Annotated in this window: 22 protein-coding genes; 13 read left to right on the top strand and 9 right to left on the bottom strand. The window is 73.6% G+C overall.

Annotated features, from left to right (window positions below; translation table 11 throughout):
* Positions 1–37: 37 nt before the first annotated feature.
* Positions 38–979: a sterol desaturase family protein gene (locus AMK24_RS20775; RefSeq protein ID WP_073770296.1), complete on the bottom strand. Its 942-nt coding sequence runs from the start codon at positions 977–979 to the stop codon at positions 38–40.
* Between the two features lie 609 nt (positions 980–1588).
* On the opposite strand from AMK24_RS20775, the gene AMK24_RS20770 reads away from it, so the two are divergent.
* Positions 1589–2797: a cysteine desulfurase-like protein gene (locus AMK24_RS20770; RefSeq protein WP_073770348.1), complete on the top strand. Its 1209-nt coding sequence runs from the start codon at positions 1589–1591 to the stop codon at positions 2795–2797.
* 82 nt (positions 2798–2879) lie between these two features.
* Here the strand turns inward: AMK24_RS20770 and AMK24_RS20765 are convergent, their stop codons facing one another.
* The gene (locus AMK24_RS20765; protein WP_073770295.1) at positions 2880–3845 is read right to left on the bottom strand and encodes a MerR family transcriptional regulator; all 966 of its coding nucleotides are present in this window, start codon (positions 3843–3845) and stop codon (positions 2880–2882) included.
* 195 nt (positions 3846–4040) lie between these two features.
* Between AMK24_RS20765 and AMK24_RS20760 the strand changes: the two genes are divergently transcribed.
* Positions 4041–4565: a DUF4383 domain-containing protein gene (locus tag AMK24_RS20760; protein ID WP_073770294.1), complete on the top strand. Its 525-nt coding sequence runs from the start codon at positions 4041–4043 to the stop codon at positions 4563–4565.
* A 5-nt stretch (positions 4566–4570) separates the two neighbouring features.
* Here the strand turns inward: AMK24_RS20760 and AMK24_RS20755 are convergent, their stop codons facing one another.
* A complete protein-coding gene (locus AMK24_RS20755) occupies positions 4571–5410 on the bottom strand; it encodes a DUF1206 domain-containing protein (protein ID WP_073770293.1) in 840 nt (279 codons plus the stop codon).
* A gap of 220 nt (positions 5411–5630) precedes the next feature.
* Between AMK24_RS20755 and AMK24_RS20750 the strand changes: the two genes are divergently transcribed.
* The 3 genes from AMK24_RS20750 (at position 5631) to AMK24_RS20740 (ending at position 9062) form a co-directional block, all read left to right on the top strand.
* The gene (locus AMK24_RS20750; protein WP_073770292.1) at positions 5631–6212 is read left to right on the top strand and encodes a fasciclin domain-containing protein; all 582 of its coding nucleotides are present in this window, start codon (positions 5631–5633) and stop codon (positions 6210–6212) included.
* Positions 6213–6293: 81 nt separating this feature from the next.
* Entirely contained in the window at positions 6294–6794 is a 501-nt protein-coding gene (locus AMK24_RS20745) for a MarR family winged helix-turn-helix transcriptional regulator (RefSeq protein WP_073770291.1), read from the top strand.
* A 141-nt stretch (positions 6795–6935) separates the two neighbouring features.
* Positions 6936–9062, top strand: coding sequence for an MMPL family transporter (locus tag AMK24_RS20740; RefSeq protein WP_073770290.1), 2127 nt, complete (start codon positions 6936–6938; stop codon positions 9060–9062).
* A gap of 36 nt (positions 9063–9098) precedes the next feature.
* Here the strand turns inward: AMK24_RS20740 and AMK24_RS20735 are convergent, their stop codons facing one another.
* A complete protein-coding gene (locus AMK24_RS20735; protein WP_073770289.1) occupies positions 9099–9626 on the bottom strand; it encodes a DoxX family protein in 528 nt (175 codons plus the stop codon).
* Positions 9627–9854: 228 nt separating this feature from the next.
* Here AMK24_RS20735 and AMK24_RS20730 point away from each other — a divergent pair, with 228 nt between their 5' ends.
* Both AMK24_RS20730 and AMK24_RS20725 read left to right on the top strand, forming a co-directional pair.
* Positions 9855–11870 carry an NADPH-dependent 2,4-dienoyl-CoA reductase gene (locus AMK24_RS20730; protein WP_073770347.1) on the top strand — a complete coding sequence of 672 codons (2016 nt, stop codon included), beginning with the start codon at positions 9855–9857 and terminating at the stop codon, positions 11868–11870.
* Positions 11871–11934: 64 nt separating this feature from the next.
* Complete coding sequence (locus AMK24_RS20725; protein ID WP_073770288.1) at positions 11935–12465, top strand: PadR family transcriptional regulator; 531 nt, start codon at positions 11935–11937, stop codon at positions 12463–12465.
* A 78-nt stretch (positions 12466–12543) separates the two neighbouring features.
* On the opposite strand, the gene AMK24_RS20720 is transcribed toward AMK24_RS20725, so the two are convergent.
* The gene (locus AMK24_RS20720; RefSeq protein WP_073770287.1) at positions 12544–13512 is read right to left on the bottom strand and encodes a DMT family transporter; all 969 of its coding nucleotides are present in this window, start codon (positions 13510–13512) and stop codon (positions 12544–12546) included.
* Positions 13509–14513, bottom strand: coding sequence for a phosphatase PAP2 family protein (locus tag AMK24_RS20715; protein ID WP_073770286.1), 1005 nt, complete (start codon positions 14511–14513; stop codon positions 13509–13511). The genes AMK24_RS20720 and AMK24_RS20715 overlap by 4 nt, the downstream gene beginning before the upstream one ends.
* Before the next feature lie 164 nt (positions 14514–14677).
* Between AMK24_RS20715 and AMK24_RS20710 the strand changes: the two genes are divergently transcribed.
* The 5 genes from AMK24_RS20710 (at position 14678) to AMK24_RS20690 (ending at position 18687) form a co-directional block, all read left to right on the top strand.
* Positions 14678–15307: a TetR/AcrR family transcriptional regulator gene (locus AMK24_RS20710; protein WP_073770285.1), complete on the top strand. Its 630-nt coding sequence runs from the start codon at positions 14678–14680 to the stop codon at positions 15305–15307.
* A gap of 346 nt (positions 15308–15653) precedes the next feature.
* Positions 15654–16667, top strand: coding sequence for an SPFH domain-containing protein (locus tag AMK24_RS20705; protein WP_073770284.1), 1014 nt, complete (start codon positions 15654–15656; stop codon positions 16665–16667).
* The gene (locus AMK24_RS20700) at positions 16664–17563 is read left to right on the top strand and encodes a hypothetical protein (protein ID WP_073770283.1); all 900 of its coding nucleotides are present in this window, start codon (positions 16664–16666) and stop codon (positions 17561–17563) included. Before AMK24_RS20705 ends, AMK24_RS20700 begins: the two co-directional genes overlap by 4 nt.
* A gap of 125 nt (positions 17564–17688) precedes the next feature.
* Positions 17689–18249 (top strand): nucleotide triphosphate diphosphatase NUDT15, encoded by a 561-nt coding sequence (locus tag AMK24_RS20695; RefSeq protein ID WP_079190565.1) that lies wholly within the window; start codon positions 17689–17691, stop codon positions 18247–18249.
* A 33-nt stretch (positions 18250–18282) separates the two neighbouring features.
* Positions 18283–18687: an SHOCT domain-containing protein gene (locus AMK24_RS20690; RefSeq protein WP_073770282.1), complete on the top strand. Its 405-nt coding sequence runs from the start codon at positions 18283–18285 to the stop codon at positions 18685–18687.
* 52 nt (positions 18688–18739) lie between these two features.
* On the opposite strand, the gene AMK24_RS33730 is transcribed toward AMK24_RS20690, so the two are convergent.
* The 3 genes from AMK24_RS33730 to AMK24_RS20675 form a co-directional block, all read right to left on the bottom strand.
* Positions 18740–19303 carry a hypothetical protein gene (locus tag AMK24_RS33730; RefSeq protein WP_143203722.1) on the bottom strand — a complete coding sequence of 188 codons (564 nt, stop codon included), beginning with the start codon at positions 19301–19303 and terminating at the stop codon, positions 18740–18742.
* 29 nt (positions 19304–19332) lie between these two features.
* Positions 19333–19707, bottom strand: coding sequence for a hypothetical protein (locus tag AMK24_RS34810; RefSeq protein WP_073770280.1), 375 nt, complete (start codon positions 19705–19707; stop codon positions 19333–19335).
* A gap of 121 nt (positions 19708–19828) precedes the next feature.
* Positions 19829–21553, bottom strand: a complete 1725-nt coding sequence (locus AMK24_RS20675) for a PP2C family protein-serine/threonine phosphatase (protein WP_073770279.1) — start codon at positions 21551–21553, stop codon at positions 19829–19831.
* Between the two features lie 563 nt (positions 21554–22116).
* Between AMK24_RS20675 and AMK24_RS20670 the strand changes: the two genes are divergently transcribed.
* On the top strand, positions 22117–23163 hold the full coding sequence (locus AMK24_RS20670) for an NAD-dependent epimerase/dehydratase family protein (protein ID WP_073770278.1): 1047 nt from the start codon (positions 22117–22119) through the stop codon (positions 23161–23163).
* Positions 23164–23177 lie beyond the last annotated feature (14 nt).

Raw genomic sequence — 23177 nt, 5'->3', positions numbered from 1 at the left:
ACTCCTCAGATCGTGGTGGAGCGTCAAGGGGCGGCAATCACTCCGGGCAGCCGTCCGGTGCGGTTCGGCGCCGCCAGGGGTGCAGGAGCGCGGCGAGGATCTCGCCGGTGGCGGGGAAGGACGCGGGGTCGTGGAGGCCGACGGCGGTGGGTTCGCGGCCGGGGTACCAGGTGAAGCTGCCGAAGAGGTGGTCCCAGCACGCCAGGTCGGAGCCGTAGTGGCCGGCTTCGGACAGGTCGGTGCTGTGGTGCAGGCGGTGCTGCTCGGGGCTGGCCAGCAGATGGTTGAGCGGCCCGATGCGGACGTCGACGTTGGCGTGGACGAAGTAGCCCTGGGCCGCGACGAAGAGTCCGACGACCAGCACCGCGGGCCGGGAGAACCCCAGGAGGGCCAGGGTCAGTTGGACGAGTCCCTGGGCCAGGACGACGTCCAGCACGTGGTTGACGCCGTTGTTGGCGACGTTGACCTTCTCCGGTACGTGGTGCACCCCGTGCAGCCGCCACAGCAGAGCGTTGCGGTGGCCCAGCCGGTGCACCAGATAGCTGACGAGGGATCCGGTCAGCAGAGCCCCCGGTATCTCGACCCCGAGGGGGTGAGTCGGCTCCACCGGCGATATCAGGCCGACGGCCACGGCGACCAGGAGTTGCGCCAGTCCGCTTCCGGCCATGGTGAGCAGGAACCAGATGCCGTACCAGCGCCATTCCTTCGTGTCCGGATGCCAGGTCCGGTCGTAAGGAATCAGCCTTTCCAGAAGGGCCAGATAGGAGATGACCCCGATCAGGAAAAGCGGACTGACCCATGCCGGATCCCACCGCAGCCGCAGTGCGGCCCCCGCCACGAGAAGGACGGCGAGCAGGAGAAGAGGATAGCCCGCGACCCGGAGGAGCCGAGCAGGGGAATTATCGGACCCGTCTTTCCGGCCAACCGAAAAGGCGGCCGAATGATTTTCGCCATCGGCGGATCGTTCACGCTCGTTCATCCGTGACCCTCCACAAGAGACCTTGTCCGGCAGGGAGTCCGCTCCACCGTATCCGCGCAGTTCAGGACTGCTGGCGAGTGGCGGGTTCCTCAACGGCGGCCAGGGCGCCGCACCGGCCGATCTCCGACGCGCGGCTTCGATTAATTCCAGCCGCGACGTGAACCGATGCCCCCCGGCCCCATCGATCCCAGATCATCTATTTCCCGATCTCCCGGCTTTAACCGCAGCTCGCCCCTGGAAATTCGCGGACGCTTCCCTCCGGGGAACAGGACGAAGAAAGTCCGCACGACAGAGGCGGGTCCACCTGCGCGATCCATTCTTTTGTAGGATTATCTACATACCGAGAAACGGTGCATTTTCGTGCGCCGGACCGTGTTTTTCACACGGAGGCGCACGCATTTCCCGGAAGCGGTGCGCCCGCGTAAAAGGGGGCGCTTCCCGAGCGCCCCACCGGAACGGCTCCATCGGCCCGGCGGCCCCGTACGGAATCCCGCTCCTTCCGCCGGACGGGGCCTCCCTGCGATGATCACGACGAAGTCCGGCACGAAGACCGGCGCCCAGCCCGGCGCGAAGGCCGGCAGCGGAGTCCGGCGCAACAGAGGAGCCCCCTTGTCGTACGACGTCCGCGCGGTCCGCGCGCAGTTCCCCGCCCTGCGGTCCGGCACGGCGCACTTCGACGGGCCGGGCGGCACCCAGACCCCGGCCTCCGTCGTGGCCGCGATCAGCGAGGCGATGAGCGGGCCCTTGTCGATCCGGGGCACGGGCCTGCCCGGGGAGGTCAACGCCGAGGAGATCGTCCTCGGGTTCCGGCGGGCGATGGCGGATCTGCTGGGCGCGGACCCGGGCGGGATCGTGTTCGGCCGCAGTGCGACCCAGCTCACCTACGACTTCGCGCGCACTCTGGCGCGGGGGTGGGCGCCGGGAGACGAGGTGGTGGTCAGCCGGCTGGACCACGACGCCAACATCCGCCCGTGGGTGCAGGAGGCCGAACGGGCGGGGGCGGTGGTGCGGTGGGCCGACTTCGATCCGACGACCGGGGAGCTGCCGCCGGAGGAGGTCGCCGCGCAGCTCACCGGGCGGACCCGGCTGGTCGCGGTGACCGGCGCGTCCAACCTCATCGGGACCCGGCCGGACCTCCCCGCCATCGCCCGCCTCGTCCACCGGGCCGGGGCGCTGCTGTACGTGGACGGCGTCCACCTCACAGCCCACCACACCGTGGACGTGGAACAGCTCGGGGCGGACTTCTTCGTCTGCTCCCCGTACAAGTTCTTCGGGCCCCACCACGGCGTGCTCGCCGCCCGGCCCGAACTGCTCGGCACTCTGCGTCCGGACAAGCTGGCCCCGTCCACCGACGCCGTCCCGGAGCGCTTCGAACTCGGCACCCTGCCCTACGAGACGATGGCGGGAACCAGCGCGGCGGTGGACTTCATCGCCCACCTGGGCACGGGGGCCGACGCGGCGGGCGGGCGTCGCGCGCGGCTGCGGTCGGCGTACGCGGCGATCGACGCCCACGAGAGCGGACTGCGGGAGCGCGTCGAGCGGGCGGTGGGCGAGCTGGACGGGGTGACCGTGCGCTCGCGTGCCGCCGAGCGCACCCCCACCCTGCTGCTCACCTTCGAGGGCCGCGACCCGGCCGACGCCTACCGCTTCCTCGCCCGCTCCGGGGTGCACGCGCCCGCCGGTTCCTTCTACGCCCTGGAGGCGTCCCGCCACCTGGGGCTCGGTGAGACCGGCGGCCTGCGCGTGGGGCTGTCCGCGTACAACGACATCCAGGACGTGGACCGGCTCCTGACGGGGCTCGCGGACTTCCTGCGCTGAGGGGGCGGGCGGTCGCCGCACCGGCCCGCGCCACCACCGGACGCGTTCGCCGGTGCGGCCACGCGCCGACGCGCGGGCCCGCCTACCGCGCGGTCACCGTGGCGAGTACGTCCACGGCGTGGGCCAGCCCGGAGAGGTGGCGGGCTCCCGGCGGCCGGCGTCCGGCCCAGCCCGGTCCGGCGACCAGGACGGCGGGCCGCCGCCGCGCGCCCCGTACGCCCCACTCGACGGCCTCCACCCGGTCCACCGTCCCACCGGCCGCCGTGTCCGGGGACTGCGCCCAGAGCACCACCGCGTCCGGCCCGGTACGGCGTACCGCCTCCACCAGCGCCTCGGCCGGCAGCGCCGCACCGAACATGCTGACGGGAAGGCCCCGGTGGGCCAGGGTGGCGGCAAGCGCCTCCAGGGCCAGCGAATGGGTCTCCCCGGGCGCGCAGGCCAACAGGGAGAGGCCCGCCCCGGGAGAGGGCGACGGCGGCTGCGCCGGCACCCTGCGCAGCGCGCCGGAGACGTGCCACGACAGCAGGTGCTCGACCTCGATGTACCGCTCCCCCGCCGATTCCCACCTGCGGCCCACCGCGTGCAGCACGGGCATGATCACCTCGTCCCACGCGACTGGCAGGCCGTACCGGTCGAGCGCCCCCGTGAGAAGTTCGTCCATGGTCCGCCCGTCCAGCCGGGCGGCCGCGCGGGCCAGGCCGCGGCACTCCCGGCGGGCCCGGCCCGGCGGAAGCGGTACGGGGGCCCGCGAGGCACGCCCCGGCGCCGGGGCCACGGGAGCGGGGGTCTCCCCGGCGAGGACGGTACGGGCGGCCTCGGCGGGCGGCAGTCCCGCGCTCGTGAGCCGGCACACGGCCCGCAGGGTCGCGATGTCGGCGGCGGTCCAGCGGCGGTGCCGGCCGTCCTCCCGCGCGGCCGGGCCGAGGCCGTAACGGCGGTCCCACGAGCGCAGGGTGGTGGGCGCGACGCCCAGGAGGCGGGCCACCGCACCGGTGGTGAGGCCACCCTCCGGGGGGGCCTTGGACAGCAGGTCGCCTGTCAGGTCCATCAACCCACCATACGGTGCGAAAACGACGCATGTTGCCGCGCGGGCTGTGGCGCGGTTCGCTGAGAACGGGGCGCGGACCTGCTGCTTCCGCGCTCCGGGACCGCGCCCGCCCGAGCCGTGCGGGCGCGCCCTCCCGGCCCGTACCGCACGGGCCCGCCCGTGGAAACCGACCCGCAGGGACTGAAGGAGACGGTCATGAAACTGAGCGACGAACTCCCCGTCGACCACCGGCTGGCGAAGGTGTACCGGGTGGGCGCGGGGCTGTGCGGCGCCATCCTGGTGACCTTCGGCATCCTCGGCTTCACCCGGAAACTGGGCTTCTTCGACACCAGCGGCGAGAGCATCGCCGGGCTGTCCACCAACGGCCTGCTCAGTCTGATCTCGCTGGTCGTCGGCGGGCTGCTCCTCGCCGGAGCCGTCGTGGGCGGCAACGTCGCCTCCACCCTGAACATGACGATCGGCACGCTGTTCGTGCTCAGCGGCTTCGTGCACCTCTTCATCCTGGACCGGCCCGCGAACATCCTGGACTTCGGCATGTCGAACGTCGTCTTCAGCTTCGTGATGGGGCTGCTGATCCTGACGTTCGGGATGTACGGGCGGGTGGCCGGCGGGCTGCCGCACGACAATCCGTACTGGCGCCGCCGCCACCCGGAGGAGGCCGAACGCGAGGCCGACGCCGCCCGCCGGAGTGCGGCGGCGGGCGGCATGCTCGGGCGGTGAGCCCCTCAGACCTTGCGGTAGCGGGCGTTGGCCCAGGAGAACACGCCGAAGGCGACGAGCCCGAGGGCGATCACCACGAGCAGCCACGGGCCCGCCGGGGTGTCGGCGAAGGAGCGCAGCGTGTCGTCCATGCCCTTGGTCCGGTCGGCCTGGTGCTCGATGGCGGCGGCCACCGCGAAGCCGCCCGCGGTGGCGAAGACGACGCCGCGCGCCGTACCGCCGAAGACGCCGGTGAAGTCGACCGTCTGCCGTACCCGCTTGGACATCGTGGACATCTTCAGGTGCTTGCGGTACTTCCGCATCATCGCGCGGACCGCGATCCAGAGCCCCGCGCAGGCCACCCCGGCACCGGCGATCCCGACGATCCACTGACCGGCCGGCCAGCCGAGCGCCATGGCGGTGACGTCCTGGGACTGCTGGTCGGACGAGCCCCCGCCGCTGCTCGTGTCGCCCGCCGCGAAGGCCAGGACGGAGTAGGCGACGAATCCGTAGAAGACGAAGCGGCCCGCCGCCATGGCCCGCTTCGTGGGCTTGCGCCCGTCCGGCCCCACCGAGCCGAACAGTGCCTCCGACAGCCTCCACAGGGCCATCCCGACCAGGGCGATCCCGAGCACCCACAGCAGGACCGCGCCGAAGGGCTTCTCGGATATCTCGGCGACCGCGCCGCCCCGGTCGGCCTGTTTCCCGCCGCCGGACAACGCTATCTGCAGGGCGAGAGCGCCCACGAGGACGTAGATCGCCCCGCGGGCGGCGAACCCCGCGCGGGCGCCTGCCTCGACCGCCTTGCTGTTCGCGGCTCTTCGGGCGTGACCGCGTCCCTGCGCTGCTACTGAACGGGTATTCATGTCATCCCCTTGCCCCCGCCCCGGCATTCGATGTCACGAGCGGGCCGGAACTCCTCCGCCGCCCGCCGCCCGCCACGCCCGGCGCCGCTCCCGCTCCCCGCGGCAGGACCTTTCGACGCGGAAACGACGCGGCGGGCCGATTCGGCGGGAGTACGAGAACGTAGGAGTGACGGAGACCACCCTCCCTCGCTCGCCTCGAGGGACATCCGGAGGAGACCTCATGACGATCACCCGTCTGCAGCGCACCGCCGCAGCCGCCGCCGCACTCGCCCTCCCCGCCTCCCTGGCGTTCTTCGCTCCGCAGGCCCACGCCGGGGCGCCGGCCGAACCGTACGGCCCCGCCTGCTCCTCCGTACCGAAGGAGGGCGCGGGCAGCCTGGAGGGGATGGCGAAGGACCCGGTGGCCACCGCCGCCTCGAACAACCCGGAGCTCTCCACCCTCGTCAGCGCGGTGAAGAAGGCGGGACTGGTGGACACCCTGAACAACGCGAAGGACATCACGGTGTTCGCGCCTACCAACGCCGCGTTCGAGAAGATCCCGAAGGCGGATCTGGACGCGCTCCTCAGCAACAAGGCCCAGCTCACCAAGGTGCTCACCTACCACGTGGTGGGCGAGAAGGTCACGACCCGGCAGATGGAGAACGGCACGTTCAAGACGCTGGAGGGCAGCGACCTGACGACGAAGGGCTCGGGCTCCCAGTTCACGGTCAACGACTCCGCGAAGATCGTCTGCGGCAACGTGCCGACGGCCAACGCCACGGTGAACCTGGTCGACACCGTCCTCATGCCGCCGTCCTCCTGAGGTCCGTGGATCCGCCCGCCCGCGAGGCCGCGGGCCCGGTCCGGGCGCGGCCCGCGGGCGGAGGTTCTATACGCTGAAGGCGTGACCAGCGCCGACGACCGAACGCCCCGGAGCCCCGCCTCACCACCCGAGGCGGGGCTCGCCGACCTCCAGGCGTTCGCGGTCGAGCTGCGCCGGATGAACGGCGAGATCAACCGGATGACCCACGGCTTCGCGGCGCACCAGCAGCTCCACCCCACGGACGTGAGCGCGCTGGCCGCCATCCTCGACGCCCCCTCGCCCCTGACGCCGGGGGCGCTGCGTGAGCACCTGGGCCTCACCTCCGGCGCGGTGACGGCCTGCCTGGACCGGCTGGAGCGGGCGGGGCACGTCCGGCGCGCCCGGGAGAGCGCCGACCGCCGGGTGGTGCACGTCCACTACGAGCCGAGCGCCCGCACCGCCGCCCGCGACTACTTCATGCCGCTCGCCGAGGCCACGGCGCGCGCCAGAGCGCGTTTCAGCGAACCGGAGCTGGCGACCGTCCTGCGCTTCCTCGCCGCGATGAACGAGGAACTGGCCGGCCTTCCCCCGGCGCGTCGCTGAATTCCGGCCCTGCGCGGTGCGTCCATGAGGGGGCGGCCCGCTCCCGGCCACCCCGTGCGGTTCGAGCGAGGAACCGTCCCGTAATGTATTTCAATGATTGAGATTGTTAACCGCTGAGCTACCCCCACCCCCGGGAGACCCATGTCCACCCCCGCACGGCCGCTCCGCTGGCTCATCCCCGTCGTCCTGCTGATCGCCTGGCTCGGCGTCGGCGGCGGGCTCGGCCCGTACGCCGGGAAGCTCGGCGAGGTCGCCACCAACGACCAGGCCGCTTTCCTGCCCCGGAACGCCGAGTCCACACAGGTGATCGACGCCCAGAAGGCGTTCCAGCGGAACGAGACCGTCCCCGCCATCGTCGTCTGGACCGCCGAGAAGCAGGACGCCCCGATGGGCGACGCCCAGCGAAAGGCGGCCACCGACGCCCTCGCCTCGCTCGCCGGGAGCGAGGGCGTCGTCGGAAGGCCCTCCCCCGCCCTGCCCTCCGAGGACGGCCGGGCCCTCCAGGGCATCGTGCAGCTGAGCCCCGACCTCGGGGACGAGTTGCCGACCGTCCTGGAGCGGGTCGAGAAGGCGGGCGCGTCCGTCTCCGGCACGACGGTCCGGCTCGCGGGACCGGCCGCCAGTCAGGCGGACCTCTCCGACGCGTTCGCCGGCATCGACGGGCTGTTGCTCGGGGTCGCCCTGATCACCGTGCTCGTGATCCTGCTGCTGGTCTACCGCAGCGTGCTGCTGCCCTTCGTCATCATCCTCGGCGCGGTCTTCGCCCTCGGCCTGGCCTGCGCGATCGTCTACGTCCTCGCCGACCACGACGTGGTGCGCGTGGACGGCCAGGTGCAGGGCATCCTGTCGATCCTGGTGATCGGCGCGGCGACGGACTACGCGCTGCTGCTCACCGCCCGGTTCCGGGAGGAACTGGCCGTCCACGGCGACCGGTTCGCCGCCATGCGGGTCGCGCTGCGCGAGTCCTTCGGCCCGATCACCGCGAGCGCCGCGACGGTCGCGGCGGGTCTGCTCGCCCTGCTGCTCAGCGACCTCACCAACAACCGGGCGCTCGGTCCGGTGGGTGCGATCGGCATCGTCTGCTCGGTCCTGAGCGCTCTCACCTTCCTGCCCGCCGCCCTGGTGCTGCTGGGCCGGAAGGCGTACTGGCCGGCGAAGCCCGGGCCCGCCGGGGAGAAGGCGTCGGGCGGCGGCGTCTGGCACAAGGTCGCGGCACTCGTCGACCGGGCGCCCCGCAAGGTCTGGGCGATCACCCTGGCGGCCCTGATCGCCTGCGCCGCGTTCGCCCCCACGCTCACCTCGAAGGGCGTGCCGCTGGACGAGATCTTCGTCAACGACGCGCCGTCCGTGGCCGCCCAGAAGACGCTGGGCGAGCACTTCCCCGGCGGCTCCGGCAACCCGGCGGTGATCATCGCGTCGGCCGACCGCCTGGCCGAGGTCACCGAGGCCGCCGAACGCACCGAGGGGGTGGCCTCGGCCGCCCCGGTGAGCGCGAGCGGGCGGCCGGGCGGCGAACCCCTCGTCGTCGACGGCAGGGTCCGGATCGACGCGACCCTCGAGGACGCGGCCGACAGCGACGGCGCCAAGGAGGCGGTGGCCGCGCTGCGCACCGCCGTCCACGCGGTGCCCGGATCGGACGCCCTGGTCGGGGGCTACACCGCGCAGCAGTACGACACCCAGCGGACAGCCGAGGACGACCGCATGCTGATCGTCCCGGTGGTGCTGGCGATCATCCTGGTGATCCTGGTCTTCCTGCTGCGGGCGCTGCTGATGCCGGTGCTGCTGGTGGCGACCGTGGCGTTGAACTTCCTCGCCACCCTCGGCATCTCCTCCCTGGTCTTCACCCATGTGTTCGGCTTCACCGGCACGGATTCGTCGGTTCCGCTGTACGGGTTCGTGTTCCTGGTCGCCCTGGGCGTCGACTACAACATCTTCCTGATGTCCCGGGTCCGGGAGGAGTCGCTGCGGCACGGGGTCCGGGAGGGCATCCTGCGCGGGCTCACCACCACCGGCGGGGTGATCACCTCGGCGGGCGTCGTCCTGGCGGCCACCTTCGCGGCGCTGGGCGTGATCCCGCTGGCGTTCCTGCTCCAGATCGCGTTCATCGTGGCCTTCGGCGTCCTGCTGGACACGCTGGTGGTCCGCTCGCTCCTGGTCCCGGCGCTGGTGCGGGACATCGGACCGAAGGCGTGGTGGCCCGGGGCGCTCAGCCGCCAGGACGCGGGCACCCCGCCGGGTGCGGAGTCCGGGGCCGCCGGGGCCCGGTAGAGGCCCCGGGCGAAGGGGCGGACCGAGCGGCCGGGGTCAGAACTCCTCCGGCTCCCGCTCGGCCTGCCCCTTCGCGCGTTTGCCGACCACCGCGGCGGCCGCGACGGCGGCGCCCGCGAAGGCCAGGGCGACCGTCCAGGGGCGGTCGAAGACATGGCGGGTGGCGTGGTCCACGGAGTAGCGGCCGGGACCGATCAGGCCGATGGCGGCGGCGGTGAAGCCGAGGAAGGCCGGGTACTCGTAGCCGCCTCCCTGGGCGAAGAACCCCGCCGGGGCGTGCACGGCCACCGCTCCGGCCATCGCCCCGGCCGCCGCCGCGCCCGCCGCCGGAGTGGCGAGGCCCAGCGCCAGCAGGGCGCCGCCGCCCGCCTCGCCGAGCCCGGCGGCCACCGCGCTGTGCTTGGGCGGATGGAAGCCCATCGCCTCCATCGCGGCCGTGGTGCCCTGGATGCCTCCGCCGCCGAACCAGCCGGCCAGCTTCTGGCCGCCGTGGGCGGCGAGGACCGCGCCGGTGCCGACGCGCAGGGCGAGCAGGCCGAGATCACGCCGATTGACGCAGACCATGGGGACTCCCGGGATGGAGGGCGTACGTGCGGTACGGGTCCCACTCTCGTCGGCGGTCGCCGACCGGGCACGGCCGATTGCGCCGTGCGGGGAACGAGCGGGACAGCCCAAGGGCTTCGGGGGCGCCGGTGCGACGCAGATCATTGTGCAACTTGTTGCACAAGAATGGGGCGGTGGTCTACAACTGTCCCGACGACCCTGTGCGGAGGAGACCCCATGAGTGCCCCCCTGACCCCGTATCCGAATCTGCTGAGCCCGCTGGACCTGGGGTTCACCACCCTCCCCAACCGGGTGCTCATGGGCTCGATGCACATCGGCCTGGAAGAGGCCGAGCGCGGCTTCGAGCGGATGGCCGCGTTCTACGCCGAGCGCGCCCGGGGCGGTGTCGGCCTGATCGTCACCGGGGGCATCGCCCCCAGCGAGCGGGGCTGCTCCTTCCCCGGCGGCGCCAAGATGACGACCGGGGCGGAGGCCGAGCAGCACCGGGAGATCACCTCGGCGGTACACGCGGCGGGCGGACGGATCGCGATGCAGATCCTGCACTTCGGCCGGTACGCCCACCACCCCGACCTGGTCGCTCCGAGCGCGCTCAAGGCCCCCATCAGCGGGTTCACCCCGAACGCCCTGACCGGCGAACAGGTCGAGGAGACCATCGAGGAGTTCGTCCGCGCGGCGGAGCTGGCACGCCGGGCCGGGTACGACGGGGTCGAGATCATGGGCTCCGAGGGCTATCTGATCAACGAGTTCATCGTCTCCGCGACCAACCACCGCACCGACCGCTGGGGCGGTTCGTACGAGAACCGCATCCGGTTCCCCGTGGAGATCGTGCGCCGGGTCCGTGAGCGGGTCGGTGGCGACTTCATCCTCATCTACCGGCTCTCCATGCTGGACCTGGTGCCGGGCGGCTCCACGCTGGAGGAGGTCGTCACGCTCGCGAAGGAGATCGAGGCGGCGGGCGCGACCATCATCAACACCGGCATCGGGTGGCACGAGGCGCGCATCCCGACCATCGCCACCTCAGTGCCGCGCGGCGCGTTCAGCTGGGTGACCGAGAAGGTGCGAGGGGCGGTCTCCGTACCGCTGGTGACGAGCAACCGCATCAACACCCCCGAGGTCGCGGAGGAGATCCTCGCCTCGGGCCGGGCCGACATGGTCTCGATGGCCCGCCCCTTCCTGGCCGACCCGGAGTTCGTCGCGAAGGCGGCGGCGGACCGGGCGGACGCCATCAACACCTGCATCGGCTGCAACCAGGCGTGTCTGGACCACGTCTTCAGCCTCAAGATCACCTCCTGCCTGGTCAATCCGCGCGCCTGCCACGAGACCGAGCTGGTGCTGAGCCCGACCCGTACCCGTAAGCGCGTCGCCGTGGTCGGGGCCGGTCCGGCGGGCCTCGCCTGCTCGGTGACGGCGGCCGAGCGGGGGCACGCGGTGACCCTGTTCGACACGGCGGAGGAGATCGGCGGGCAGCTGAACGTGGCGCGCCGGGTGCCCGGCAAGGAGGAGTTCGACGAGACGCTGCGCTACTTCCGCACGCGGTTGTCCGAGCTGGAGGTCGACGTCCGGCTGGGCGCACGGGCGGACGCCGGTTCGCTGGACGGCTTCGACGAGATCGTGCTCGCCACCGGCGTCGAGCCGCGCACCCCGGCGATCCCCGGCACGGACCACCCGAACGTCGTCAGCTACCTGGACGTGCTGCGGGACGGGACGCCGGTCGGCGACCGGGTCGCGATCATCGGCGCGGGCGGCATCGGCTTCGACGTCGCGGAGTTCCTGACCGACGGCGGCGACGCGGCGAGCCTGGACGCGGACGCGTTCTTCCGGCAGTGGGGCGTCGACACCGCCTACGCGGAGCGCGGCGGACTGCGCGCTCCCGAGCGTCCCGAGTCGCCGCGCACGGTCCACCTGGTCCAGCGCAGGGCCACCAAGGTCGGCGCCGGCCTCGGTAAGACCACGGGCTGGATCCACCGCACCGAACTGCGCCACCGGGGCGTCGAGATGATCGCCGGGGCCTCCTACGACCTCATCGACGACGAGGGCCTCCACCTCACCGTCGACGGGGAGCGCCGGGTGCTGCCGGTCGACACGGTGGTGCTGTGCGCGGGCCAGGAACCGCGCCGCGAGCTGTACGAGGAACTGCGCGCGGGGACCGTTCCGGTCCATCTGATCGGCGGGGCGGACGTGGCGGCCGAGCTGGACGCGAAGCGGGCGATACGCCAGGGCACGGAGCTGGCCGCCACGCTCTGACCGCCCCCGGCGGCCGGGGCGACGGGCCCGCCGCCCCGCCCCGGACGTCCTTAGGATGCACCCCATGTCACTGCCGCACGCGATCCTCACCGCCCTGCTGGAGAAGCCGTCCTCGGGCCTGGAGCTGACCCGCAGGTTCGACCGGTCGATCGGCTACTTCTGGTCCTCGACCCACCAGCAGATCTATCGCGAGCTCGGAAAACTGGAACAGGCCGGGCGGATCAGGGCGCTGCCCGCGGCGGCGCCGGCCCGGGGCCAGAAGAAGGAGTACGAGGTGCTGCCCGCCGGCCGCGAGGAGCTGGCGGCATGGGTGGCGCTTCCCGAGGACCCCAGACCCGTCCGCGATCCGCTGCTGCTGCGGATGCGGGCGGCGGCGGTCGTCGGGGCGGACGGCATGGGCGCTGAGCTGCGCCGCCACCTGGCGCTGCACGAGAGCCAGCTGGCGGAGTACCGGGAGATCGAGCAGCGGGACTTCACCCCCGCGCCGACGACCGACGAGGGGCGGCTGCGGCACCTGGTGCTGCGGGGCGGCATCGATCTGGAGACGTTCTGGACCGGCTGGCTGACCCGGGCCATCGCCGATCTGGACGGCTGAGCGGGCCCCGGGGCGGCCTCCGCCCGAGCGGTGCGCGCAGGGGGCGCGCACCGGCCCGCCGGGCGTCCCCTCCCCCGGTCAGCCGCCGGCGTGCGCGGGAACGGGGTCGGGAACGGGCTGCGGCGTCGCGGTGTCCGCGCGCCGGGGGCTGCGGATGACCGCCCGGGAGGAGGGCCGGTCCACCGGGGCGGGGTCCCGGGGCGCATCGTCCGGCTCTGTTCCCCGCGCCTGGGCCCGGCTGAGGAGGACCACTCCTCGCACGGCCGCCGCTGCGCCGAGGAGGGCGAGCGCCAGGCTGACCGGACCGCCCTGGAGGCGCTCGCCGAGCAGGACCAGGCCGATCGCGGCGGCGGCGACCGGATTGGCGAGGGTGACCACGGCGAGCGGGGCGCCGAGCCCGCCCCGGTAGGCGGTCTGGGACAGCAGCAGACCGCCCATCGCGAAGGCCGACACGAGCAGGGCGACCGTCAGCAGCCGCCAGCTGAACAGCGGGCCGCCGGAGTGGTCGGTGACGGCGACGGTGAGCGTCTGGGTGAGGGCGGAGGCGACGCCGGAGGTGATCCCGGAGGCCGCCGCGTGCCGTAGCCCCGGGCGGACCCCGGGTCTGCCGAGTCCGGCGACGACCGCCATGGTCGCCGCGCCCACACCGAGCGCTTCGGGGAGGGTGAGGGTGTCGTGCGGGGCGGAGCCGCCCGCGGTCAGGAGCAGCGCGCCGAGACCGAGCAGGGTCAGGGCGGTGCCCCGCCACTCGACGCGGCCGACCCGGCGTCCGGCGGCGCGCGCCCCGAGCGGGACGGCGACCACGAGGGTGAGCGCACCGAGCGGCTGGACCAGGGTCAGCGGACCGTAGTTGAGGGCGGCTACGTGCAGCAGCGCTCCGGCGGCGTTGAGACCGACCGCCGACCACCAGGCTCCCCGGCGGAGCATCCGCAGGAATCCGGTGGCGGGGTCGGTGCGGCCGGCCAGCCGCGACTGGGCCACGGCGGCGGCCGCGTAGGCGCCGGCCGAGACGAGGGAGAGCGCGACGGCGAGGAGGGTGGCGTTCATCGCACGGCTCCGGCACGGGTGCGCGGACGCGGCCCGGAGCCCGCCTCCACGGTGGGAGCGGCGGACCTCCGGGAACCGGCCGTCGCGGGCGGACCGGCGGCCGGGCCGGTCGGCGGGGCCGCGGCAGCCGCCGTCCGGCCGGGTACGAGAGCGGTCCCGCGGATCCCGGGGACGGTCGCACCCCCGGCGTACGCGCCGACCACGCCACCCGCGTACGCCGGTACGGGGGATGCGGTGCCGCTCGCCCACCGGGCCGGGCGGGGAAGGATCCGGGCGGACGGCGGCAGCCGGAACGCGGCGAGGGCCACGGCGAGCAGCGCCACGACGACGACGGCGTCGAGCCAGTAGTGGTTGGCCGTGCCCACCACGACGAGCAGGGTGATCGCCGGGTGCAGCAGCCACAGCCACCGCCACCGGGAGCGGGTGGCGCCGATCAGCCCCACGGCGACCATCACGGCCCACCCCACGTGCAGCGAGGGCATCGCGGCGAACTGGTTCGCCATCGTGTCGGTCGCGGGCGTCTGCCCGTACACGGTCGGCCCGTAGACCTGGCCGGTGTCGACGAGGCCGGCGACCGGCAGCATCCGGGGCGGGGCCAGCGGGAAGACCAGGTGCAGGGCCAGGGCGGCGGCCGTCAGCGCGGCGAGGACGAGGCGCGACCGTACGTAGTGGCGGGGCCGCCGCCAGTAGAGCCAGACCAGGAAGAGGGCCGTGGCCGGGAAGTGCACGGCGGCGTAGTAGGTGTTCGCCGCGTGGATCAGGGGCCCGCCGTGCAGCAGCATCCCCTGGACCGCGCCCTCGCCGGGAAAGCGCAGGGCGCGTTCGAGGTCCCAGACGTTCCCCGCGTTGCGGAACGCCTCCTCGACATGGCCGTTGGCGGCCTGGCGGCCGAATTTGTAGGCCAGGAAGAGTCCGGCCACGAGAAGGAACTCGCGGACGAGGGGCGGTCGGGCACGTATGTCCGGCTCCTGGTCCACGGGCTCGGTGCGGGCGGGTGTCACCCGGTGCCCCCTTGGATGCGAAGCGGTGTCAGGACGGCCCGGTCGTTTCGATCCACGCCGTATCGATACGCCAGTGTACCGATACGAAGGCGTATCGGTACACGTGCGTATCGGTACACTGGCGTATCGACAACCTCGCCGCACCGCCGCAGGAGGTACAGCCCATGCCGTCGCCCGATTCCGCGCAGGAGTCCGCACTCGCGTCCCCCCGGTCGAAGATCACACCGGAGCGGGCGCAGGAGCTCTACACGGCGGTGCTGGACCTGTTGCGGGAGAGCGGATACGAGTCGCTGACGATGGAGGGCGTCGCCTCGCGCACCCGGTGCGGGAAGTCGACGCTGTACCGGCAGTGGGGATCCAAGCCCGAGCTGGTGGTGGCGGCGCTACGGGGCACCCGGCGCATGCGGCTCCCGAGGATCGACACCGGGACGCTGGCGGGGGACCTCCTGGAGGCGGCGCGGGCGATCGGCGAGGCGTCGGGGCGCGACACGCCGTTGATGCACGCCCTCAGCCACGCGGCGCTCCAGAGCCCGGAGCTGCTGGGTGCGCTGCGCGAGGCGCTGATCGTTCCGGAGGTCGCGGCGATCGACGCGATGGTCCGGCGCGGCCAGGAGCGCGGCGAGCTCGCGGCCGACCATCCGGGGGCCGCGTTCGTCTCCGCCCAGCTGCTCGGCGTGATGCGCGCCCGCCCACTGCTGGAGGGGCGCTACGCCGACGCCGCGTACCTGACCGCCTTCGTGGAGAAGGCGATCCTCCCGAGCCTTGGACTCCCGGCGGGGGCGCCGGAGTCCTGACAGACGTGGACCGCCCGTCCCGGCGGATGGGGACGGTCCACCCGCGCCGCACCGTGGGGACGGGGGCGGCGCACCCCCGGGCGGCCGGCGACCTCTGCGGAGGCCGCCGGCCGCCCGCGCATCCCCACCCCTCTCCCTCCCGGCAGGCGCTCGGCGGTCGGCGGGGGGCCGGGGCCCGCACCCGCCCGGCGGGAGGGCCGGCCGCAACCCCGCGACGCACTCCACCGGGTGGGCGGCGCTCGCGACCGGCACACGGCCCACCGGACCCCACCCTCTTTATCGTCACCTTGACACTATGAGGGCAACCCTTTATCGTCGCCTTGACGAAATAAAGGGGGTTCCCACCATGGCCGACATCACCCGCCGCTTCGGCTGGCGTCATCTGCGCTCCGCGCCCACCGCCCACATCCGCCACCACAAACGCGGACGGCTCGCCCACGACGGACAGGGACTCAGTTTCTGGTACCGGTCCCTGACGGCGGCGCTCTCCGAAGTCCCGGTGGACGACCGGGAGCTGGCCATGGCGTTCCACGCCCGTACGGCCGACTTCCAGGACGTCACCGTGCAGGCCACCGTCACCTACCGGATCAGCGACCCGGCCGAGGCGGCCAACCGGCTGGACTTCTCCGTGGACCCGGACACCGGGAGCTGGCGCGGCGCACCGCTGGAGCAGATCGCCACCCTCCTCACCGAGACCGCACAGCAGCACACCCTGGACGTCCTGGCCCGCACCCCGCTCGCGGCGGCCCTGGTGGACGGGGTCGCCTCCGTACGCGAACGGGTCGCCACCGGCCTCGCCGCCGAACCCCGGCTCCCGGCCACCGGCATCGACGTGGTGGCCGTGCGCGTCGTCGCGATCCGCCCCGAGGCCGAGGTCGAACGCGCCCTGCGCACCCCGGCCCGCGAGCAGATCCAGCAGGAGGCCGACCGGGCGACCTACGAGCGGCGGGCCGTGGCGGTCGAGCGCGAGCGCGCCATCGCCGAGAACGAGCTGGCCAGTCAGATCGAACTGGCCCGCCGCGAGGAGCAGTTGGTCGACCAGCGGGGCACCAACGCCCGCCGCGAGGCCGAGGAGAAGGCAGCGGCCGACGGGGTACGGGCCGAGGCGGAGGCCGCCCGCACGGTGCGCCTGGCCCGCGCGGAGGCCGAGGCGGCGCGCGAGACGGGCGCGGCACGGGCCGAGGCGCAGGCCGCCTGGCTGCGGGTGCACGGCGAGGTCGATCCGGCCACGCTGCACGCCCTGGCCACGACCCGCCTCGCGGAGAACCTGCCGCGCATCGAGAGCCTCACCCTCTCCCCCGACGTCCTCACCGGCCTGCTCGCCAAGCTCGGCCGCGCGGAAGGCGGGGCGGGAGCGTGAGCCTGGCACCCCGGGCGGTGCTCGTCCACCGGCGGACGGAGTACGAGGAACTGCTCGCCCGGCACGGTACGCACGGGCAGGCCGCGTTCTTCCTCTCCAGCCGGGGGCGCGCGATCGACGAGGTGGCCCGCCGCCACGAGGACACCCGGCAGGCGCTGCGCGAGGTGGCGGCGGCGGTGCCGCTCACCTGGCGCTCCACCCGGGTGGAGCGGGCGGACCTGGACCGCTTCCTGTTCGCCCCGGAGGACGTGGTGGTCGTGGTCGGCCAGGACGGCCTGGTCGCCAACACCGCGAAGTACCTGTCCGGCCAGCCGGTGGTGGGCATCGACACCGACCCGGGACGCAACCCCGGCGTCCTGGTCCGCCACCGCCACGCCGACGCGGCGGCCCTGCTGCGCGCCGCGGCCACCGCCGGAGGACGGGCGGAGGAACTGACCATGGTCGAGGCCGTCGCCGACGACACCCAGCGCCTCCTCGCCCTGAACGAGATCTACCTCGGGCCGCCCGGCCACCAGACGGCCCGCTACCGGCTGGGCAGCGACGGCGAGAGCTCCCCCGGCGAAGCCCAGGCCTCCTCCGGGGTGCTGGTCGGCACCGGCACCGGCGCCACCGGCTGGCTCCGCTCGCTGTGGCTGGAGCGCCACAGCGGCCTCCCGCTGCCGGCGCCGTGCGACGCGCGCCTCCTGTGGTTCGTACGCGAGGCATGGCCCTCACCGGCGACCGGGACGTCGAGGGTGGCCGGAGAGCTGGAGCGGGGCCAGGGGCTGCGGCTGACCGTGGAGTCGGACCGGCTGGTGGTCTTCGGGGACGGCATGGAGTCCGACGCCCTGGAACTGACCTGGGGCCAGAGCGTCCGGCTGGGCATCGCGGAGAGGTCGCTGCGCCTGGTGGTCTGAGCGCGCCGGGGCCGCCGGTTCGCTACGGTGGCCCGAGCACGTGCCCGTACCCGCGGCGGATCGGCCCCGTGCCGTACGCGCGGCGGGGCGCCCCCGCCCGCACCGCAGACCGGAGGACCAGCGCCATGCCGGCCGACCCCGCCGTCGAGCCCACCCGCAACACCCGTCCTCCCGCCGCACAGGCGTCGCTCGGGGTCGGGGTGATCGTCGAGGACGGCCGGCATCGCGTCCTGCTGGGCCGGCACCGCAGCGGTACGTGGGAGCTGCCGGGCGGAAAGGTCGACGCGACGCACGAGTCGGTCGCCGCGGCGGCCGTCCGGGAACTGCGCGAGGAGACGGGCCTGGTGGTCGACGAGGCGTCCGTGGACGTCATCGCGATGGTCCACGACGTGATCGGCGGGATCAACCGCATCAGCATGGCGGCGGTCGTCCGGCTCGTCTCCGGGGCGGCGGAGGTGACCGAGCCGCATCTGATCAGCGCCTGGCACTGGATCGCACCCGAGGAGCTCCCGACCCCGCTGTTCGATCCGTCGGCACAGATCCTGGCGGCCTGGCGGCCCGACCTGGGGATCGCCCACCCGCCCGCGCACGTCCTGCGGATCGCACCATCCACAAGCCGTAGCCGACGGGCCGCTCCCGCGCTCGCACCCCCGTACGGATGCGGGCAAAACGGTCGCACTGTATGAATGAGGGATCATCCGCGTGATCGGAGAAGTCCCATGGACGATTACCCGCTCCTGAACCTCTTCCTGACCATGCTGTACCTGTTCCTGTGGGTCATGTGGTTCTTCCTGTTGTTCAAGGTGGTCACCGACCTCTTCCGGGACCACTCGCTGAGCGGCTGGGCCAAGGCGGGCTGGCTGATCTTCGTGATCCTGCTGCCGTACCTGGGTGTCCTGGTCTACCTCATCGTCCGCGGACGCAGCATGCACGAGCGCGACGAGAAGGCGGCCAGGGACTCGGAGGCGGCGTTCCGCAGTTACGTGCGCCAGGCGGCGGGGCCCCAGGGAGGGGCCGGCGGCGGATCCCACGTGGACGACCTGGCGAAACTCGCCGAGCTCAAGGACAAGGGCGCGCTCAACGCCGAGGAGTACGAACGGGCGAAGGCGAAGCTCCTCGCCTGAGGGCCACGCGGCCCGAGGGCCCGACGGCCCGACCGTGTTTCCGGTGAAGCGCCTACCGGGCCCCGGGGCCCCGGCCCGGGGCCCGGTCGGCCCGGCGGGAGGAACACCCCGCCCGGAGGACGGCGAAAACGGCGGCGGTCGTCAGGCCGTAGAGCAGATGGGCGCCCAGGTCCTTGGCCAGCGTGGCCCGGTCGTACTCGGTGATCGGCCGGTAGAGGCCGGCCGCCGGCAGGACCGCGTAGCCGGTCCCCCACAGGCCGGCGCCGAGAGGGATTCCGTAGCCGATCCGGGGCCTGGCCAGCGACCCGGCGACCAGACCGTACTGGGCGCCCGCGAGCATGCCGTACGCCCAGTGGGTGGCGTTGTTCGCCGACCGGGCCGACCGGGGGCCCACCTCGCGCTGGAACAAGCCCTCCACCAGACGGCGGCCGACCTGTGCCGGGGCCGGGGCGTCCTTCCAGTCCCGGAGGGAAGCCGCCGTCTCCCAGGGGACGAACCCCTCGTCGCCTCCTCCGCGCCGGTACCGCAGGTACAGCAGCGCGTCCATCGCGAGCGTGCCGGCCGCGCCGGCGAGCATGCCGCGAGCCACGGCGCCCAGGGGTGTCGTCCCAGCCATGATCCGACCCAACCACGGTCACAGGGCCCTCACGCGCAGCGACAGGCGCTTCCGCGGCAGGCGGAAGGAGACCTCGCCCCGTTGGCGGACGGGGTTCCCGCCCTCGCGGGGAACCCGGGGCGAGACCGCCGCCGGTCCCCACCGCGCCCTCCCGTCGACGGGCCCTCCCCCTCCGCCTTCCGCACCACGGACCGCTCCCGGGCGGCGCGCCGGGCGGCGAGCACCGCCAGGCCGACGGCGGCGGCGAGCATGTGCACGCACAGTCCCGCCTGGGCGCCCAGCCCCGCCGCCCGCCCCTGGGAAGGGTGCTCGACCGCCGACCGGAACACCACCAGGAAGTCGGGGCCCGGGACGGCGTACGCGATCAGCACCACGCCGAGGAATCCCATGAGATCGACCGACATCCGCTCTCCCCTCTTCGCCCCGGTGTCCGGAGCCCTGAGCGCCCCGTACCCGCCGGCCGGCTCGGGCAGGCAGCGGATGCCGGGACGGTTCCGGCCGGGCCGCAGGGGGCCGGGCCTCGGCTCAGGTGGTGGAGGGGATGCGGATGGCGAGCAGCGCGACGTCGTCATCGTTGTCGGCAGGCCGCGAGCGTTCGAGCAACTGGTCGACGAAAACGTCCAGTTGCCGGTGGACGAGGTCGGCCGCGTGTTCGCTCAGCCGCTTCAGACCGACGTCCAGGGGCTGGCGGCGGGATTCGATGAGGCCGTCGGTGTAGAACAGGAGCGTCGAGCCGGGGGGCAGGTGGACGTGGGCGTCGGGCCGGGGGCGGTTGGCGGAGGCTCCGAGAAGGATCCCTCTGCCGTCGTCGAGGAAACGCGGCCGGCCGGCGGAGTCGAGCAGCAGCGGGGGCGGGTGGCCGGCGGTGGTCCAGCGCAGGACTCGGCCTCCGGCCGGGGCGGTGGTCAGCCTGGCCAGGACGAGGGTGGCCATGGAGACGTCGGTGATGTGGCTCATGGCCTGGTCCAGGCGTTCGACGGTGCGGTGCGGCGGCTCGTCCTGGGCCCAGGTGTAGGCGCGCAGCATGTTGCGGAGCTGGGCCATCCCGGCGGCGGCTTCCAGGTCGTGACCGACGACGTCGCCGACGACCAGGGCGGTGTCGCCGTTGGGGAGGGGGAAGGCGTCGTACCAGTCGCCGCCCACGTGCGACGCGTCCGGGGCGGGAAGGTACCGCGCCGTCATCTCCACCCCGGTCAGCCGGGGAAGCTGGGGCAGGAGATAGCGCTGCATGGTCGCGGCGACCTGGCGTTGGCGCTGGTAGTGCCGGGCGTTCTCCAGGGCGATGCCGATGCGCCGGCCGATGTTCTCCAACAGCTCCAGGTCGTCCGGGGTGAACGGCTCCTCCGCCGCGGTGCGCCCCAGCGTGATCGCGCCGAGGACCTCGCTCGGCCCCTGGACGGGAGCTATGGCCGCCGTCTCGATGCCGGTCGCCGTGAACAGCTTCCGCTGCTCCAGCGCCACCGCGCTGTCGGGCGGTACGTCGTAGGTCTTCGGTCCGGCGAGGGTGGAGGCCACCCCGCGCAGGGCCATGGACAGGGGCATGGGCGAGGAGGGGGGCACGGGCGGCATGGGCCCCTGCAGGTCCTCGCGCACCTCCAGGCCGTCGGAGCGGGCGTGCAGCACGAGCGATCTGTTCACCTCCTCCGTCTCCGTGATCAGGTCGATGACCGCCCAGTCGGCGAGACGGGGCAGCAGCAGCTCCACCACTCTCCGCAGGGACTCGTCCACGTCGATGTTGTAGATCAGCTGGGCCGTGGTGTCCGCCAGCAGGGCGAGCCGGTCCCGCTCCGACAGGGTCCGCGTGTACGAGGACGGTCCGGTGGGGCGGGGTCCGGGTCCGTCCTCGTCGGTGTCGAAGGCCAGCAGACGCACCCCGTCGCCGCCCCCGCCACCGGAGTCGACGGGCAGCGGGAACCACCGGACGGACACGGGTGAACCGTCGCCGCGCGCCAGCCACGTCCTGTCCTCGGCGGGGGCGGCCGGCGCCTCCGCCCCCTCCTCGGCCGACCGGGGAGGGGGGCTCGGCCGGGGAGAGGGTACCGGTCGGGCGCCCGGGTGGAGGAGCGCCCTGAGGCCCCGGCCGACGACCTCCGCGGCGGAGCACGACAGGAAGGCCAAGGACGCCGCGTTGGCCCAGACGATCCGGTCGTGGCCGTCGAGCGCGAACACGCCCACCCTGAGGCGGTCCAGCACAGCGGCCAGCTCCTGCTGGACGACGACCTGCGCCGACGTGCCCGTACCGTCGCCCACACCGGCTCCTTGCCTCGGAAACTTAGCCCTGTGGACACCGGCGGGACGGAGGCGCGCCCCTTCACGGCCCCGGGGGCTCGAGGGGGAACGAGCGCGACCCGGGGACCGTACGAGGGCTGCTTCCGTCCGAACAGCCGCCGACCAACCGGTCACGAGGACCGAAGGACCATTACTAACACGGATCCCCGGGACGGACCGCTTCGCCCGCCCGCTCCCGGGGGCCGGGGCCCGGCGCCGGTGAGCCCGTCGGCGTACGACGCCCCTGTTCCGGGGGCCCGGCGACGGGCCCAGGGCCGCCCGGTCGGGGAGAGCAACCGGGATCTCTACGGAGGTCCCGTGCGAGCTCCCCCTCGGAGGCCCGCCGGGTCCGCGAGAAGCGGTGCGGTCTTCCACCGCCCCGCCGCCCCCGTGCGCCGCCTCGGGACGGTCCTGCCCTCGCCGGGCGTTAGGGACGCGTTCCGGGGGGAACCCACTCCGCGGTGAACCGATCCACCGACTGAACGCGCCCGGCCGTCCGGAACCACGGCACAGCACACGGCCGGCGGAGAGAAGGGACGTTCCGCATGGAGACCGAAGACCGCCCTCCCGGCAGGCGGGTGGTGGTGACGGGGGCCACCGGCAACGTGGGGACCGGTGTGGTGCGCGCGCTCGCCGCCGATCCGGACGTCGGCTCGGTCCTCGGGCTGGCCCGCAGGCGGCCCGCGATGGAGATCGCGAAGGTGCGGTGGGACACCGTCGACCTGTCCCGCGCCGACTGCGAGGACCGGCTCACCACCCTCCTGCGCGGTGCGGACGCCGTGGTCCACCTGGCGTGGCGCTTCCAGCCCACGCACGATCCGGTCGTGACCTGGCGGAGCAACGTGCTCGGTTCCCGGCGGGTGTTCGACGCCGTGGTCCGCAGCGGGGTGCCCGCGCTGGTGTACGCCTCCTCCGTCGGGGCCTACTCCCCGGGTCCGAAGGACGAGCCGGGCGTGGACGAGGGGTGGCCCACCGACGGATGGCCCGACGCGGCCTACTGCCGGGAGAAGGCCTACCTGGAACGGGTCCTCGACGCCTTCGAGCCGCGGCATCCGGAGGTCCGGGTGGTCCGGATGCGGCCCGGGTTCATCTTCAAGGAGACGGCCGCGCCCGAACAGCGGCGCATCTTCGCCGGACGCCGGTTCCCCGGACCCCTCCTGCGGCCCGACCTGCTGCCGTTCGTACCCGATCTGGAGGGCTTGCGCTTCCAGGTGCTCCACACCGACGATGCCGCCGAGGCCTACCGGCTGGCCGTTCTCCGTGACGTCCGCGGCTCCTTCAACCTGGCGGCGGATCCGGTGGTGGACGCCCCGCTGCTGGCGGAACTCCTCGGCTCGCGGATCGTACGCCTCCCCCGCGCCCTGGTGCGTACCGCCCTGGCAGGCGCGTGGCACACCCGGGCCGTGCCGGCCTCACCCCACCTGTTCGACGCGGTGCTGCGGATTCCGGTCATGGACGCGGGCCGGGCACACGACGTGCTGGGATGGCGGCCCAGCCGTACGTCGAAGGACGCGTTGAGCGAGTTCCTGCGGGGCGTGCGGCAGGGCCGGGGCGAGGACACGGCGCCCCTGTCCGGCGGAAAGGCCGGTTGAGCGGGGGAGCTTTC

Origin of the sequence: Streptomyces sp. CB02366 (assembly GCF_001905905.1) — a bacterium.
GTDB lineage: Bacteria > Actinomycetota > Actinomycetes > Streptomycetales > Streptomycetaceae > Streptomyces.
This window is presented reverse-complemented; position numbering and strand designations above follow the sequence as displayed.

Excerpts from the sequence above, each read along its gene's own strand:
- AMK24_RS33730 (WP_143203722.1), bottom strand. The coding sequence starts at position 19,303 with ATGGCTGGGACGACACCCCTGGGCGCCGTGGCTCGCGGCATGCTCGCC.
- AMK24_RS20735 (WP_073770289.1), bottom strand. The coding sequence starts at position 9,626 with ATGGTCTGCGTCAATCGGCGTGATCTCGGCCTGCTCGCCCTGCGCGTC.
- AMK24_RS20720 (WP_073770287.1), bottom strand. The coding sequence starts at position 13,512 with ATGAACGCCACCCTCCTCGCCGTCGCGCTCTCCCTCGTCTCGGCCGGC.
- AMK24_RS20760 (WP_073770294.1), top strand. The coding sequence starts at position 4,041 with ATGAAACTGAGCGACGAACTCCCCGTCGACCACCGGCTGGCGAAGGTG.
- AMK24_RS20695 (WP_079190565.1), top strand. The coding sequence starts at position 17,689 with ATGCCGGCCGACCCCGCCGTCGAGCCCACCCGCAACACCCGTCCTCCC.
- AMK24_RS20725 (WP_073770288.1), top strand. The coding sequence starts at position 11,935 with ATGTCACTGCCGCACGCGATCCTCACCGCCCTGCTGGAGAAGCCGTCC.
- AMK24_RS20765 (WP_073770295.1), bottom strand. The coding sequence starts at position 3,845 with ATGGACCTGACAGGCGACCTGCTGTCCAAGGCCCCCCCGGAGGGTGGC.
- AMK24_RS20690 (WP_073770282.1), top strand. The coding sequence starts at position 18,283 with ATGGACGATTACCCGCTCCTGAACCTCTTCCTGACCATGCTGTACCTG.
- AMK24_RS20775 (WP_073770296.1), bottom strand. The coding sequence starts at position 979 with ATGAACGAGCGTGAACGATCCGCCGATGGCGAAAATCATTCGGCCGCC.
- AMK24_RS34810 (WP_073770280.1), bottom strand. The coding sequence starts at position 19,707 with ATGTCGGTCGATCTCATGGGATTCCTCGGCGTGGTGCTGATCGCGTAC.
- AMK24_RS20710 (WP_073770285.1), top strand. The coding sequence starts at position 14,678 with ATGCCGTCGCCCGATTCCGCGCAGGAGTCCGCACTCGCGTCCCCCCGG.
- AMK24_RS20705 (WP_073770284.1), top strand. The coding sequence starts at position 15,654 with ATGGCCGACATCACCCGCCGCTTCGGCTGGCGTCATCTGCGCTCCGCG.
- AMK24_RS20670 (WP_073770278.1), top strand. The coding sequence starts at position 22,117 with ATGGAGACCGAAGACCGCCCTCCCGGCAGGCGGGTGGTGGTGACGGGG.
- AMK24_RS20755 (WP_073770293.1), bottom strand. The coding sequence starts at position 5,410 with ATGAATACCCGTTCAGTAGCAGCGCAGGGACGCGGTCACGCCCGAAGA.
- AMK24_RS20750 (WP_073770292.1), top strand. The coding sequence starts at position 5,631 with ATGACGATCACCCGTCTGCAGCGCACCGCCGCAGCCGCCGCCGCACTC.
- AMK24_RS20740 (WP_073770290.1), top strand. The coding sequence starts at position 6,936 with ATGTCCACCCCCGCACGGCCGCTCCGCTGGCTCATCCCCGTCGTCCTG.